The organism is Natrinema salaciae, from assembly GCF_900110865.1.
Taxonomy (GTDB): domain Archaea; phylum Halobacteriota; class Halobacteria; order Halobacteriales; family Natrialbaceae; genus Natrinema; species Natrinema salaciae.
Window position 1 is genome coordinate 30,287 of sequence record NZ_FOFD01000003.1, and the last position, 13,174, is coordinate 43,460.

A 13,174-nucleotide genomic window follows, 5' to 3' on the forward strand; every position below is an offset into this window, starting at 1 on the left:
ACGGTCGGGAATGAAATGCCCGTCGCTAGGCCAGTGGTGGAGCGGCGGAGACGAACCGACCGCCGAAAGAACCGTCGTCGAGCGCTAGAATTCGTGTTCCACGTCCTCTTCGTCGGCTTTCTGGATGATGATTTTGCCGTCCCGGACCCGGACGAAGACCTCGTCGCCGATATCCATGCCCGCGACCTCGAGTTCGTCCTCGTGGAGATTGAGGTGGACGTTGTGGTAGTTACCGTCTTCGTCTTTCGCACCGCTTGGACTCAGCTTCTTTTTCCGTACCATCGCGGGATTCTATTCCGAACTTCGCCGTAGGATATACTTAAGTGTTTTCGACGCCTCAACGAATGACCTTTGTACACACGCGTCGCCGCGACAATTACGGCACGGCGACGAGAGGCGACTGGAGATATTGCGGGAAAGTGGCGTACGCGTCTCACTTAAAGATACCGGCGCTGTCGGTCGATTTACGGGGATATCTTTATGTCGGATCGTGTGCTGAATTGACACGGAGGCGAAAATCATGGTACGCGAAGACGGGAAACGAAACTTTGCACTGCGTGAATCGGGCGGTGACGAGTCGAGCGTCTTCTCGGGCAACACGCCCCGACAGGCGGCGCTCAAGGCGGCCCGGCGACTCGAGCCGGGCTCGAGCGAGGAGGACGCGGAACGAGTCGAACTCAAACTCCGAGAGAAAGGAACGGACAAGGTTCACATCTACGACGGCTGGGCGTGGGAGGAGACGGCCCCCGACGACAAGCCGGACTGGATGCCGAGCGAGATTACGGAGGCCAACGTTTCGAAGAAGGGCATCGAACACCTCGAGGAGTGAATCGGCCGATCCGAAGATTTCTCAGGCGCAGGGCAGCCCGCGAGCGGGAGGTCTGTGCGCCGACGACGCCGCGTCGATCGATCAGCGACGCGTCCGCTGTCGGGGTACGCGGCTCGAGACGTCGCTGGCGGCTCGTGTACCGGTAGCGCGAGCGGTTCGTCGCCGGCGCAATGGAGGGATTCCGAGAGTTTAGATTATTGTAATAATTCTCGGATAGGGAACGTATGTAAGAAGAATATACGGCATAATACGATCCATCTGTATTCCAATAGTGCCGTACAGGTGGAAGGAAGCTAAGAAGTAGGTTTATACGGTAGTCGTCGGATCGTTCGGACGAGATATGCGCGAGATCGTCGAAGAGAGCGGGCAACAGAAGGCCCATTTCGACCACATATCGGGACGTATCGAAACGTTCGTTTCGAATACCCCGGTAAAACGGTTCGAACAGAAAGGTAGATCTATCGTCGCCGTCGGGAGGGAACAGCAATGATCAGGATGACCAAGTGGCGGACGCTGGCGCTGGCGACGATCGGGTTCAACTTCTCGTTCCTGATCTGGTTCTCCTTCGCCCCGTTTACGGGGCCGATGGCCGAGGAGTTCGGCCTCTCGTTGGCGGAGATCGGCATTCTGGCGAGCGCTGCGATCTGGCTCGCACCCTTTGGGCGGATTCTGACCGGCTGGCTCTCCGATCGCTGGGGCGCACCGACCGTGTTCGCCATCGTCCTGACGTACGTGGGCGTGTTCTCGATCGCGAGCGCGTTCGCCCAGTCGTACGCCGTCTTCTTCGTCGAGCGCCTGATCGTCGCGACGGCGGGGATCACGTTCGTCATCGGCATTCAACACGTCTCGGAGTGGTTCGACGAGGAACAGCTGGGGACGGCCGAAGGCATCTACGCCGGCGTCGGCAACGCCGGTGCCGCCGGCGGCGCGCTCGTCCTCCCGCGTGTGTTCACCAGCGACTGGAGCGGTCCGATCTTCGACACGAGTTGGCGAGCCGCCTTCTTCTACACCGGGATCGTCTCGATCCTGCTGGCGATCGTCTACTACACGATCGGCGAGGCCGCCAAATCGGCGGAACGACGGCAGGCGACCGCCGAGAGCGCCACCCTCGAGCAGTGGCTCCACACCGCCACGCGCTACGGCACGGTCGTGCTCGCGCTGGCGTACGTGATGAGCTTCGGCCTCGAACTCTCGATGAACGGCTGGCTGGCGACGTACTACCGCGAGGGATTCAACACCGACAACCTCGTCCTCGCGAGCACGTTCGCGGCGACGTTCTCGGTCGCGGCCGGGCTGTTGCGACCGATCGGCGGCTACGTCAGCGACCTGTTGGCTCGCAAAGAGGCGGACATCTTACCGGTCTTCACGGGCCGATACCGGGAGCAGTGGACGTTCGTGACGCTGTGTTTCATCGTGCTCGCGATGCTCGGGATGACGCTGGCGGGACTGACCGGCGAGGTGCTGCTGGCCGTCGCGGCCGGCTTCGTCGTCGGGATGGGGTGTGCGTTCGCCGAAGGGGCGATCTTCGCGCAGGTACCGGCGATGTTCCCCGACAACTCGGGGAGCGTCGCCGGCGTCGTCGGTGGCGTGGGCACGGTCGGTGGGATCGTCTATCCGCTGGTCTACGCCGCCCCGGTGATGCCGTCCCTCCACACCGGCTACACCGTGGTCGCGGTCGCGATGATCCCCATCGTGTTGCTGTGCGCGTGGGTCTTCCAGCCCCACGTCGCCGCTCGCGCGACCGACGACGGATTCGTCGTCTCGAGCGAAGACGTCGCCGGAACGCCGGCCGACGACTGATCCCCACCGACGACGACTCGAGCCGGGCGTCGGGAAACCCGACGGTCTTTTGACCCGTTCTCTCCTATCGGTGGGTAATGGCTGCAGTTACGCTCGGACCCGAAGGGACCTACTCTCACAGAGCGGCAAGTGCGGTCGCCGACGACGACGCGATCGACTTCCGGCAGTCGGTCACGTCGATCGTCGACGCCGTCGCCGGCGGCGAGTACGATCGGGGCGTTATCCCGATCGAGAACAGTATCGAGGGCTCCGTGACGGAGAGCCTCGACGCCATCGCCGAGTACGATGTCGCCGTCGTCCGCGAGATCGTGACCCCGATCAGACACGCCTTGCTCGCTCAGGGTCCGGAGTTCGACACTATCGCCAGTCACTCGCAGGCACTGGCACAGTGTCGCTCGTATCTCGAGCGCGAGTATCCCGACGCGACCCTCGAGGCCGTCGCGAGCACGGCCCAGGGCGTCGAGTTCGCCCGTGACGACCCCTCGGTCGCGGGAATCGGCCATCCGGCGAACGCGGGCGACGGTATCGAGGTCCTGGCCGAAGACATTCAGGACCAGGACTCCAACGCGACGCGCTTCTTCGCGCTCGCACCCGCCGAGGAGCGCTCGAAGGGCGGCGGCAAGACCTCGCTGGTGGTCTACCCGAACGCGAACTACCCCGGGCTGTTGCTCGAACTACTCGAACCGTTCGCGGATCGCGACATCAACCTGACCCGCGTCGAATCGCGCCCGAGCGGCCAGCGACTGGGCGATTACGTCTTCCACGTCGACTTCGAGGCGGGGCTCTACGAGTCGCGGACGACGGAGGCGATCGACGATCTCGAGGAACTCGCCGAGAACGGCTGGGTTCGGCGGCTGGGGTCGTACGATACCGAGCACGTCGTCGAGTAGTGCGATCGACGACGCGCGAGGCGGAGAAGGGGTCCGAACGGAATCGGTCGCGGGTTCGGCGACCGAACTGATCGGATGATCGGGATCGCGAGCAAATGCGTGACGCGAGCGAAGAGCGGATTACTCCGTCGTCGGCTCGCTCTCGGCGCGGAACCACCCCCGAATGCGATCCGCGTAGGCGACGACGCCGAGGCCCGCGATAAACGAGAGGACGGCCGGAACGACGATCCACAGGAGGTTGGGATGCGATGCACCAGTGTGAAGCACGACGTCTTGCATACGGAAGTATATCCGAATGCACCGGCATAATATGTCCGACGTTGGCAGAAATGACCGTAACTGGTGCCGGATCGGCACGCCGTGTCGACGAAACCGCCGTATTCGTTCAGTCCAGTGTGAGCGGAATGTAGGTGTGGCGGACGAAAGTCGAGCGTGACCCGCTGTGAGCGGCGTCGAAATCCGCGGGTGTCGTCGAAAGTCCGGGTGCGAGAATCGAACTCCGCGTCTCAGCCCGCACAGGCTGAAGGATAGCCACTACCCCAACCCGGACACGAGGGCGCTGCGCTCACAGCTACGACGGCCGATCAATAAGGCGCTGGGAAACTCTTCGCGGACTGTGAATCACGAGAAGGTACTTGACGCGGCAGCGACCGACAGGCTGCCGTCGCCACTCAGGTCCCGGCTGGCCGTACCACAAACGGTTTCTCCGCGTCCCGCGGTACCACGGATATGGCACTCGCTGCAGGCGACGACGCGCCGACCGTGACCGCACCGAACCAGAACGGCGAGGACGTCAGCCTCGCGTTCGAGGAGCCGACGGTCCTCTACTTCTATCCCAGGGACGAGACGCCCGGCTGTACGATCGAGGCCACCCAGTTCCAGCGCGAGCGCGAGACCTACCGCGACGCTGGCGTCGACGTCTACGGCGTCTCGACCGACGACGTCGACTCCCACCGTTCGTTCTGCGAATCGGAGGGCCTCGAGTTCGACCTGCTCGCCGACCCCGACGGGGAGATCGCCGAGGTGTTCGACGTCGAACTGCGGGACGGCGCGACCGCGCGGACGACGTTCCTGCTGGCCGACGGGGAGGTCCAGAGCGTCTACGGGAGCGTCGATCCCGACGGCCACGCTCGTGAGGTCCTGCTCGACGCACTCGACGACGGACTCGTGAGCCTCCCCGAGTAGTCGACGCTTCTGTCGTCGCATCGCGGGCAGAATTTATCCCCGTCGGGACCCTATCGGACCCTATGCGACGCAATCCGTTCGACAATATCGAAGAAATGCTCGACCGCGTCAGTCGGCAGGTCGAGGAAGGGATGACCGCCGGCGGCCTGCAGGTTCCCGGCTCGGTGCCGGTCGACGTCGCCGACACCGACGGGGAGTACGTCGTCACGGCCGACCTGCCCGGCTACGAGACCGACGATATCGAGCTGACGCTCTCGAATGGGACGCTGCGCCTCGAGGCCGCTCAGACCGACGAGGAGGAGTACGCCGAGGGTCGATACCTCCGGCGCGAACGAACGAAGACGTCGGCGAGTCGGCGGATTCGGCTTCCGGAGCCGGTCGACGAGGACGGGGTCGCCGCGGGCTTCGAGAACGGCGTGCTGACGGTGCGACTCCCGAAGGAGTCGAGCGACGAGGACTCGAAGCGGATCGACATCGAGTAACCGGCACCGCCACTCCTCGAGCGCGTCCCGTGTTCGTTTCCGCCGATAGCCGTCGAACCGGACGGGACCGGGACCGCCGAGCGAAGCGGTGTCGCGAAAGCGCCGGCAGCGTCCACTCGGTTACCTGCCGGACCGTCACCGTGACAGGACGTTTCCGGGCAATTATTGTGTTCCAGTGACAACTACTCGGCCATGGTCCAAGTGGTCGCACTCGTCTTCGCCGGGGCCTTTCTCCTGTTCGGCGGTATCGTTCTGTCTCGAGCAAGCGAACTCGGCGATCGGCGTGAGACGATCGGTGAACTCGCGTCGGCGGGCGACGAGCGGGTCGAACCGGGCGGCGAAGCGACGATCAGTGGACCGGCACACGTCCTCGAGCCGGCATCGCCGACGCGGACCGGTCCCGATCGGAACGGGGATGATTCGGCCGCCCTCTGGGCGTGGCGAGTCCGCCGGAAGGAGAACACAGGAAACGGCAGCCGGTGGCGGACGGCCGAGGCCGAACTCGCGGTCGGTGATTTCGCCGTCGATCACAGTTGGGACCGCGTCCGCGTGGACGCGACGACGCTGGCGACCGACGCGGACGACGATCCCTTCGACTCGCCGGATCTGTTTCTCGGCGACCCGGAAACCGAGTCCTATCTCGGCGACCTCGGCCCGGTCAATCGCTTCCTCGAGCGGACGGGACTGGCGAGCGAGGACGGGGTCGTCAGCGATCTGGAGTTCACGGTCAGCGTCGGCGGAGAGACCACCATGCCCGACAAGTATCAGGCCACCGTCGTTCGGGACGGCGACGAACTGGTCGTTCGGGGCGAACTGACCGAGACGGCCGACGGATACGTTCTGCGAGGGACCGAGGAGACGCCGCTCGTGATCGCGAACGGCTCCCTCGAGGACCAGCGGGAACGGGTCAGCTCGGAGGTCCGGCTCCGACGGGCGGCCGGCGGTGTACTCGTCGGTCTCGGCCTGTTGGTCGCGATACTCGGAGTCATCTGAACTCGGGTTGTGTTGCAGCCGCCGGGGTTAGTACCAGGCTCCGCCGGACGAGACGTTGATATCCTGTCCGGTGACGTGACGCGAGTCGGCGCTCGCGAGGTGGACGGCCAACTCGGCGACCTCTTCGGGCGGGACCAGCTCGTCGATCATGAGGCTCTCGAGGACCTCGCCTTCGACCGCCTCCACGGGGACGCCCGCCTCCTCGGCCTGTCGCTCGAAGACGCCCCGGATTCGATCGCCCTCGACCGGGCCGGGACAGATCGCGTTGACCGGCACGTCGTCGTCGCCGAACTCGGCGGCCAGCGCGCGGGTCATCCCGATCAGCCCCATCTTCGATGCGGCGTAGGGCGTCCGATTGGCGTACGGTCGCTTGCCGCCGATCGAGGAGATGTTGATCACGCTGCCCCGCTCGGAGCTGCGGAGGTGTGGAGCCGCTTCCCGCGTGACGCGAGCGACGCCGACGACGTTGACGTCGAGGGTCTCGAGCCACTCGTCGTCGGTCGTCTCCTCGATCGGGGCGGTGGGACCGGCGATACCGGCGTTGTTCACGAGACAGTCCAGCCCGCCGAACGCGTCGACCGTCGCCGCTATCGCGTCGGCGACCGACTCGGAATCGGTCACGTCGGTCTCGACGGCCAGCGTTCGATCGGGGGCGTCGATCAGCTCCGCGGTCTCGTAGATACCGTCGCTCCGGGCCGCGAGGGCGACGTTCGCGCCCTCGTCGGCGAACGCGACGGCGATTTCGCGGCCGAGCCCCTGGCTCGCACCCGTGACGAAAACAGTGGAATCCGCTACCATACACCGTGGTCGGGCGAAGCGAGGATAAAACTTCCCGCCACCGGACGGAGCCGCGCCCGTCCCCCGTCGTCGTCGGGAGCGGATCGGCGGAATCGGGCCGCGCGAGCGGCGAATGGGGTCCCCGATCATAGAGGTATGGAAAGGTATAGGGCGGCGTCACCCGCTATACGTATATAAGCAAATGAGCGACGCGGGATACGACCACGCGACGGTCGAACGACGCTGGCAAGAGGCGTGGGACGACGCGGACGTCTACCGGACGCCCGACGACGTCGACGATCCGACGTACGTCCTCGGAATGTACCCCTATCCGTCCGGAAAGCTCCACATGGGGCACGTCCGCAATTACACGATTACGGACGCATACGCTCGCTACCGCCGGATGCGCGGCGACGAGGTACTCCACCCGATGGGGTGGGACGCGTTCGGACTCCCCGCCGAGAACGCGGCCAAAGAGCGCGACACGAATCCCCGCGACTGGACGTTCGACTGCATCGAGACGATGACGGACCAGATGGAGTCGATGGGCTTTGGCTACGACTGGGATCGAGAGATCGCCACCTGCACGCCCGACTACTACCAGTGGAACCAGTGGCTCTTCGAACGGTTTCACGAGGAGGGACTGGTCGAGCGACGCGACGCCGAGGTCAACTGGTGCCCCCACTGCGAGACGGTGCTGGCCGACGAGCAGGTCGAAGGCGAAGCCGAACTCTGCTGGCGCTGCGACACGCCGGTCGAGCAACGCGAACTCGAGCAGTGGTTCCTGAAGATCACCGAGTACGCGGACGAGCTGCTCGAGGCCATCGACGACCTGGAGGGGTGGCCGAACTCGGTTCGGCAGATGCAGCGCAACTGGATCGGTCGCCAGTACGGGACCGAACTCGAGTTCGACGTGGAAGGGTACGGCGGCGTCGAGGCCTTCACCACTCGCGTCGACACGATTTACGGCGCGACCTTCTTCGCGCTCGCACCCGACCACCCGATCAGCGAGGATCTGGCCGCGGCGGACGACGACGTTCGTCAGTTCATCGAGCACGAAGCCGATCCCGAGGGTGACGAGCCCAACGGCGTCGAGACGAGCCTGACCGCGACGAATCCAGTAACCGGCGAGGAGATCCCCGTCTACGTCGCCGACTTCGTTCTCTCGGACGTCGGGACCGGTGCGCTGATGGCCGTGCCCGGCCACGACGAGCGCGACCACGCCTTCGCGGAGAAGAAGGGACTGGACATCGTCCCGGTCATCGCGCCCGAACCCGACGACGGCGAGGAACCGACGGCGCCGGACGTCGAGGCGGAGGCGTTTACCGACGACGGCGTGCTGATCAACTCGGGCGACCACTCCGGGCTCGACAGCGAGACCGCTCGAGCGCGGCTGACCGACGAGATCGACAGCGCCGAGGAGGCGACACAGTACCAGCTACGCGACTGGGGGATCTCCCGGCAACGTTACTGGGGGACGCCGATTCCGATCATCCACTGTTCGGACTGCGGCCCCGTCACGGTCCCCGAGGAGGAGCTGCCGGTCGAACTCCCCGAGTTCATCAACACGACCGGGAACCCGCTGGACGCCGCCGAGGAGTGGAAACGAACGACGTGCCCCGACTGCGGCGGCGAGGCCACCCGCGAGACGGACACGATGGACACGTTCGTCGACTCCTCGTGGTACTTCCTGCGCTACGTCTCTCCGGACCTCGAGGACGCCCCGTTCGATCGCGAGCGGGCCAACGACTGGATGCCCGTCGATCAGTACGTCGGCGGCATCGAACACGCCGTGATGCACCTGCTGTACTCGCGGTTCTTCACCAAGGTGCTGGCCGACCACGAGGGGCTCGAGCACCGCGAGCCCTTCACGAACCTGCTCGCGCAGGGAATGGTCCAGCTCGAGGGTGAGAAGATGTCGAAATCGAAGGGGAACGTCGTCTCGCCTCAGCGGATCGTCGACGAGTACGGAGCCGATACCGCGCGGCTGTTCATGATGCAAGCCGCCCAGCCCGAGCGCGACTTCGACTGGAGCGAGGAGGGCGTTCGCTCTACCTACGCCTTCCTCGACCGACTGAAGGGGATGGTCGAGACGTACGTCGACACCGAGCCCGCGGGCGACGACGACGCGATCGCTAGCTACGTCGACGCGGAGATCGACGCCACCATCGCCATCGCCACCGACGAGTACGACGCTCTGACGTTCAACAAGGCGCTGCGCGAGACCCAGGATCTGACCCGGACGCTGCGGCAGTACGCCGACTACACCGAACCGCACGCGGAGACCTACGAGCGCGGGCTGGCGGCCGTCGTCCGACTGCTCGCACCGGTCGCACCCCATCTCACTGAAGAGTTGTACGAGACGCTGGGCAACGACGAGTTCGTCGCGGAGACCGAGTGGCCGACCGCCGAGGTCGACCGCGACTACGTCACCAAGCGCCGCCGACTGGTCGAGAACACCCGCGAGGACGTCCGCGACATCGTCGAGGTGGCCGGGATCGACGACCCGAAAGCGATCGACGTCGTCATCGCTCCCGAGTGGAAGTACGACGCCCTCGAGATCGCGATCGAGAGCGACGCCGACAACCTGATCGGCGAACTCATGGGAGAGCCACACATCCGCGAGCAGGGCGACGCCGCGGCCGACTACGGCCAGGACCTGCAGGCCGAGCGAGAGGCCCTCTCGATGACGCTCGATCCGGACGACGAGTTCGCGGCCCTCGAATCGGCCGGCTGGCTGATCGAACGCGAGTTCGAGGCACCGGTGAGAGTCGTCCGCGCCGCCGAAGCCGACGACGACGCCCTCGCGAACGCCGAACCCGGTCGACCGGCGATCGAGATCGACGACTGAACGCCGCTTGCGCAGCCGCGCAACTCGGCGGTCGACCGCGACGGTGTTCGGTTCGGTCCTGTGGCGGGCCAATCCACCCGACGATACGCTGCAGAAAACTACCCCTAGCTATTTTACATATATGGGCAGTGCACACATTCCGATTCTTCCGTCTGCAGACGACAATCGAACATGATCGTGGCCGTCTCTCCAGCGAGATAATCAGTTCGACCGATACATTCAATGGGACCTAGTGAACAGTAGCAAAGAAGAAATCGGACAGCCTCGCGCCGTCCGACGACCCATGTGACAATATGGCACTCGAGGATTATCTACCTGATCGGCTCAGAGAAACGTATAGTGTAAAGATCGGACTCATCTTCCTGTTGGTCGTCGTCATGACGATCCTCGTCTCCACGCTCTTCCTGGGACACGTCTCCGGGACGGTCGGGGCGTCGGCTGAAGACCACTTCAGCGACCGGACCGACGACCGGACCGACGTCGCAGCGGCCTGGCTCGAGACGAACGTCGAAACGGCGAACGGCCTCGCCGCGGACGCGACCGTCCAGTCGGGGTCCGACGACGAGATCGATGATCGACTCACGGACGCGCAGTCCACTCGCGAGGACCGGATCGCAGAGCTGCACTATCTCGACGACGACGGCGAAGTACTCGCGAGTAGCGCGACCGGAGCCGTCGGCCGGAACTTCTTCGAGACGGCCGGCGTCGAGGGGGCCACCAACGGACCCAGCGCTACTCACGAGGCGATGGCGAGCAACGAGACGGTCCTCTCGTTCGTCGTCGGCGTCGACGGGGAGTCCGACCGCTACGTGGCTGTTTCGGCTCCCGCCAGCGCGTTCGGCGCGACGCTCGAGACCGGCGCGGACGACCGGCGAACGATCGTCACCGACGGCGACGGCGAGCCGATCACGGCCGTCGGCGAGGAAGCGGCGGTCGGCGACGACGCCGTCCTCGCCGCGGTCTCGCCGAACGCGGACGGCGTCGCGACCGGGACCCCCGACGGCACCGACACGGAGTTCGCGGCGACGGCGTCGACGATCGACGTCGGCGGCGAAACGCTGACGGTCACGACCTACGATACCGCGACGGCCGTCTACGGACCACAGCAGACCGCCACGTCGGCGCTGGTCGCACTCGTGTTCGTGTTCGTTCTCCACCTCGGGCTCGTCGGGGTCGTCCTCGGCGGGAACGTCTCGCTGAACCTCCGGCGGCTCGCGACCAAGGCCGAGCGGATCGGCGGCGGCGATCTCGAGGTCGACCTCGAGACCGACCGGGTCGACGAGGTCGGGGCCCTCTACGGCTCGTTCGACTCGATGCGAGACTCGCTCCGGACGACGCTGTCCGACCTCGAAGACCAGCGCGAACGCGCCCGCGAGGCCCAACAGCGGACCGAGGAGCGCAACCGCGAACTCGAGGCCGAAGCCGAACGCTACAGTGACGTCATGGCGGCGTGTGCCGACGGCGACCTCGAGCAGCGCCTCGAGCCCGAGACGGACCACGAGGCGATGATCTCGATCGCCGCGGCGTTCAACGAGATGATCGACGATCTCGAGGACGCGGTCGCCCAGGTCAAGACGATCTCGGCGGAGGTCGCGCGGACGAGTACCGAGGTACAGACCAGTTCCGACGAGATCCGCCGAGCGAGCCAGGAGGTCAGTACGTCGGTCCAGGAGATCTCGGACGGCTCCTCGAAACAGGCCGAGGACCTGTCGATGGCGACGACCGAGGTCAAGGAGATGTCCGCGACCGTCGAGGAGGTCGCCGCCGCGACGAGCAACATCGCGGAGCAGTCCAGCCAGGTCGACGAGCTGGCGATGGACGGCCAGCGGGCGGCCGAGGAGACGACCGCGGAGATGCACGCGGCCAGCGACCGGACGGCGGCCGTCGCGGAGACCGTCCGATCGCTCGACGACGAGGCCGAGCAGATTCAGGAGATCGTCGAGCTCATCGACGAGATCGCCGGCCAGACGAACATGCTCGCGCTGAACGCGGCCATCGAGTCGGCGCGATCCGAGAGCGCCTCGAGCGAGAGCGGCGGCTTCCAGGCCGTCGCCGACGAGGTCAAGGAACTGGCAGAGCAGACCCAGGCGGCAGTCGACGACGTCGAAACCATGATCGAATCGATACAGCAGCGGGCGGCAAAGAGCGCGACGCAGATCGAGGAAACCGAAGCGACGATCGGATCGGCGACCGATCGGGTCGACTCCCTCTCGGGCAAACTCGACCGGATCGCGACGGAGATCGAACAGGTGACCACGGGCGTCCAGGAGATCGACCAGGCGACCGACGAACAGGCCAGTTCCGCGGAGGAGCTGGCGACGATCGTTCAGGAGGTCGCGAGTGTCGCCAGCGAGACGACGTCGCAGGCCCAGCAGGCCGCGGCGGCAGCGGAGGAGACGACCGCGACGATTACCGACGTCTCCGCCGAGGCGACCCGTCTCGACGAGCGGGCCGCGGAGTTGGCCGACGCCGTCGACGAGTTCACCGTTTCCGGGCCGTCGAGCGGTTCGACTGCGGCTCCCGCTGGACGAGGAGGTGAGTCCCGATGATACCCGAGCTAACGCTCTATCGGCTCACCTTCTACGTGATGGCGGCGATGACCGGGTTCTTCCTGGTGTGGGTCGCCCAGTTTCCCGAAGGGAAGCGGCGATATTACCTTCCGATTCCGATCCTCTGTGGGATCCTGGCGCTGGCGTACTTCGGCATGTCGCTGGATCAGTTCCAGGTGATGACCCCGACCGGGCAGCCGGTGCAAACGAGCCGGTACGTCGACTACTACCTCTCGGGACCGCTGATGATTACCATCGCGGGAATCGTGGCTGGCGCGTCGCGCCGAGAGTTAGTCACGATCAACACCGTCATGGTCAGCTGGACCACTGCCACGGTCGCCGGCTACTTCCTCACGGAACCGGCATCGTACGTGGCCAATATCGCCAACATCGTCCTGCTCGGCGTTCTCGCCTACCTGCTGATCTGGCCGATCACGCGACGGTCCGGCGAGCAGAGCGGGGAGCGCGTGCTCCTCTACGGGAAACTGCGGAACCTGCTGTTGATCCTCTTCGTGGCCTACCTCGTCGTCGGCCTGATATCGCGACAGGGCTTCGGACTGCTCGACGCCTTCAGCGGAATCTTCGCCGGAAGCTATCTCGACATCCTGACGCGGGTCGGGTTCTGCGTGCTGGTACTCCGGGCGACCGACGCCACGGAGCAAGTCATCGACGACATCAGCTCGGACGGCACCGGTGACGACGGCTCGGACGGCGTCGCCCTCGAGAAAGAGGAATCCGCGGTCGAGCCGGCCGACTGACACACCCTCGCGTCGCGTTCTGCAGCGAGATCGCGTCCCCGGCGGTGGGGACCCGAAATA

At 65.4% G+C, this 13,174-nt stretch carries 13 protein-coding genes; 10 read left to right on the plus strand and 3 right to left on the minus strand.

Going from position 1 to position 13,174, the window contains the following annotated elements:
• Positions 1–84: 84 nt before the first annotated feature.
• Entirely contained in the window at positions 85–282 is a 198-nt protein-coding gene (locus BMX07_RS09695) for a SymE family type I addiction module toxin (RefSeq protein WP_090312084.1), read from the minus strand.
• A 238-nt stretch (positions 283–520) separates the two neighbouring features.
• Here BMX07_RS09695 and BMX07_RS09700 point away from each other — a divergent pair, with 238 nt between their 5' ends.
• The 4 genes from BMX07_RS09700 to pheA all read left to right on the plus strand — a co-directional run bounded on the left by BMX07_RS09700 (position 521) and on the right by pheA (position 3,519).
• Positions 521–829, plus strand: coding sequence for a non-histone chromosomal MC1 family protein (locus tag BMX07_RS09700; RefSeq protein WP_090617292.1), 309 nt, complete (start codon positions 521–523; stop codon positions 827–829).
• Between the two features lie 340 nt (positions 830–1,169).
• Positions 1,170–1,319 (plus strand): hypothetical protein, encoded by a 150-nt coding sequence (locus BMX07_RS24375; protein ID WP_175480112.1) that lies wholly within the window; start codon positions 1,170–1,172, stop codon positions 1,317–1,319.
• Positions 1,320–1,324: 5 nt separating this feature from the next.
• Entirely contained in the window at positions 1,325–2,629 is a 1,305-nt protein-coding gene (locus BMX07_RS09705) for an MFS transporter (RefSeq protein ID WP_175480149.1), read from the plus strand.
• Positions 2,630–2,706: 77 nt separating this feature from the next.
• Entirely contained in the window at positions 2,707–3,519 is an 813-nt protein-coding gene (pheA, locus tag BMX07_RS09710) for a prephenate dehydratase (RefSeq protein WP_090617295.1), read from the plus strand.
• A 120-nt stretch (positions 3,520–3,639) separates the two neighbouring features.
• Here pheA and BMX07_RS24380 read toward each other — a convergent pair whose 3' ends face one another.
• On the minus strand, positions 3,640–3,798 hold the full coding sequence (locus BMX07_RS24380; RefSeq protein ID WP_175480113.1) for a hypothetical protein: 159 nt from the start codon (positions 3,796–3,798) through the stop codon (positions 3,640–3,642).
• 450 nt (positions 3,799–4,248) lie between these two features.
• Here BMX07_RS24380 and BMX07_RS09715 point away from each other — a divergent pair, with 450 nt between their 5' ends.
• The 3 genes from BMX07_RS09715 to BMX07_RS09725 all read left to right on the plus strand — a co-directional run bounded on the left by BMX07_RS09715 (position 4,249) and on the right by BMX07_RS09725 (position 6,179).
• Positions 4,249–4,704: a peroxiredoxin gene (locus tag BMX07_RS09715; RefSeq protein WP_090617297.1), complete on the plus strand. Its 456-nt coding sequence runs from the start codon at positions 4,249–4,251 to the stop codon at positions 4,702–4,704.
• Between the two features lie 62 nt (positions 4,705–4,766).
• Positions 4,767–5,186 carry an Hsp20/alpha crystallin family protein gene (locus BMX07_RS09720; protein WP_090617298.1) on the plus strand — a complete coding sequence of 140 codons (420 nt, stop codon included), beginning with the start codon at positions 4,767–4,769 and terminating at the stop codon, positions 5,184–5,186.
• A 192-nt stretch (positions 5,187–5,378) separates the two neighbouring features.
• Positions 5,379–6,179, plus strand: coding sequence for a hypothetical protein (locus tag BMX07_RS09725; RefSeq protein WP_090617300.1), 801 nt, complete (start codon positions 5,379–5,381; stop codon positions 6,177–6,179).
• A 27-nt stretch (positions 6,180–6,206) separates the two neighbouring features.
• On the opposite strand, the gene BMX07_RS09730 is transcribed toward BMX07_RS09725, so the two are convergent.
• Positions 6,207–6,977, minus strand: a complete 771-nt coding sequence (locus tag BMX07_RS09730) for an SDR family NAD(P)-dependent oxidoreductase (protein WP_090617301.1) — start codon at positions 6,975–6,977, stop codon at positions 6,207–6,209.
• A 181-nt stretch (positions 6,978–7,158) separates the two neighbouring features.
• Here BMX07_RS09730 and leuS point away from each other — a divergent pair, with 181 nt between their 5' ends.
• From leuS to BMX07_RS09745, 3 genes are all read left to right on the plus strand, one after another.
• Positions 7,159–9,807, plus strand: coding sequence for a leucine--tRNA ligase (gene leuS / locus BMX07_RS09735; protein WP_090617303.1), 2,649 nt, complete (start codon positions 7,159–7,161; stop codon positions 9,805–9,807).
• A gap of 293 nt (positions 9,808–10,100) precedes the next feature.
• Positions 10,101–12,356, plus strand: a complete 2,256-nt coding sequence (locus tag BMX07_RS09740; RefSeq protein ID WP_090617305.1) for a methyl-accepting chemotaxis protein — start codon at positions 10,101–10,103, stop codon at positions 12,354–12,356.
• On the plus strand, positions 12,353–13,114 hold the full coding sequence (locus BMX07_RS09745; RefSeq protein ID WP_090617306.1) for a bacteriorhodopsin: 762 nt from the start codon (positions 12,353–12,355) through the stop codon (positions 13,112–13,114). The genes BMX07_RS09740 and BMX07_RS09745 overlap by 4 nt, the downstream gene beginning before the upstream one ends.
• Positions 13,115–13,174: the final 60 nt, after the last annotated feature.

What these genes read in the sequence shown, in the direction of transcription:
- BMX07_RS09695 (WP_090312084.1), bottom strand. Translation starts at nt 282, where the DNA reads ATGGTACGGAAAAAGAAGCTGAGTCCAAGCGGTGCGAAAGACGAAGAC.
- BMX07_RS24380 (WP_175480113.1), bottom strand. Translation starts at nt 3,798, where the DNA reads ATGCAAGACGTCGTGCTTCACACTGGTGCATCGCATCCCAACCTCCTG.
- BMX07_RS09740 (WP_090617305.1), top strand. Translation starts at nt 10,101, where the DNA reads ATGGCACTCGAGGATTATCTACCTGATCGGCTCAGAGAAACGTATAGT.
- BMX07_RS09705 (WP_175480149.1), top strand. Translation starts at nt 1,325, where the DNA reads ATGACCAAGTGGCGGACGCTGGCGCTGGCGACGATCGGGTTCAACTTC.
- BMX07_RS09730 (WP_090617301.1), bottom strand. Translation starts at nt 6,977, where the DNA reads ATGGTAGCGGATTCCACTGTTTTCGTCACGGGTGCGAGCCAGGGGCTC.
- BMX07_RS09720 (WP_090617298.1), top strand. Translation starts at nt 4,767, where the DNA reads ATGCGACGCAATCCGTTCGACAATATCGAAGAAATGCTCGACCGCGTC.
- BMX07_RS09745 (WP_090617306.1), top strand. Translation starts at nt 12,353, where the DNA reads ATGATACCCGAGCTAACGCTCTATCGGCTCACCTTCTACGTGATGGCG.
- leuS (WP_090617303.1), top strand. Translation starts at nt 7,159, where the DNA reads ATGAGCGACGCGGGATACGACCACGCGACGGTCGAACGACGCTGGCAA.
- BMX07_RS09715 (WP_090617297.1), top strand. Translation starts at nt 4,249, where the DNA reads ATGGCACTCGCTGCAGGCGACGACGCGCCGACCGTGACCGCACCGAAC.
- pheA (WP_090617295.1), top strand. Translation starts at nt 2,707, where the DNA reads ATGGCTGCAGTTACGCTCGGACCCGAAGGGACCTACTCTCACAGAGCG.
- BMX07_RS24375 (WP_175480112.1), top strand. Translation starts at nt 1,170, where the DNA reads ATGCGCGAGATCGTCGAAGAGAGCGGGCAACAGAAGGCCCATTTCGAC.
- BMX07_RS09700 (WP_090617292.1), top strand. Translation starts at nt 521, where the DNA reads ATGGTACGCGAAGACGGGAAACGAAACTTTGCACTGCGTGAATCGGGC.
- BMX07_RS09725 (WP_090617300.1), top strand. Translation starts at nt 5,379, where the DNA reads ATGGTCCAAGTGGTCGCACTCGTCTTCGCCGGGGCCTTTCTCCTGTTC.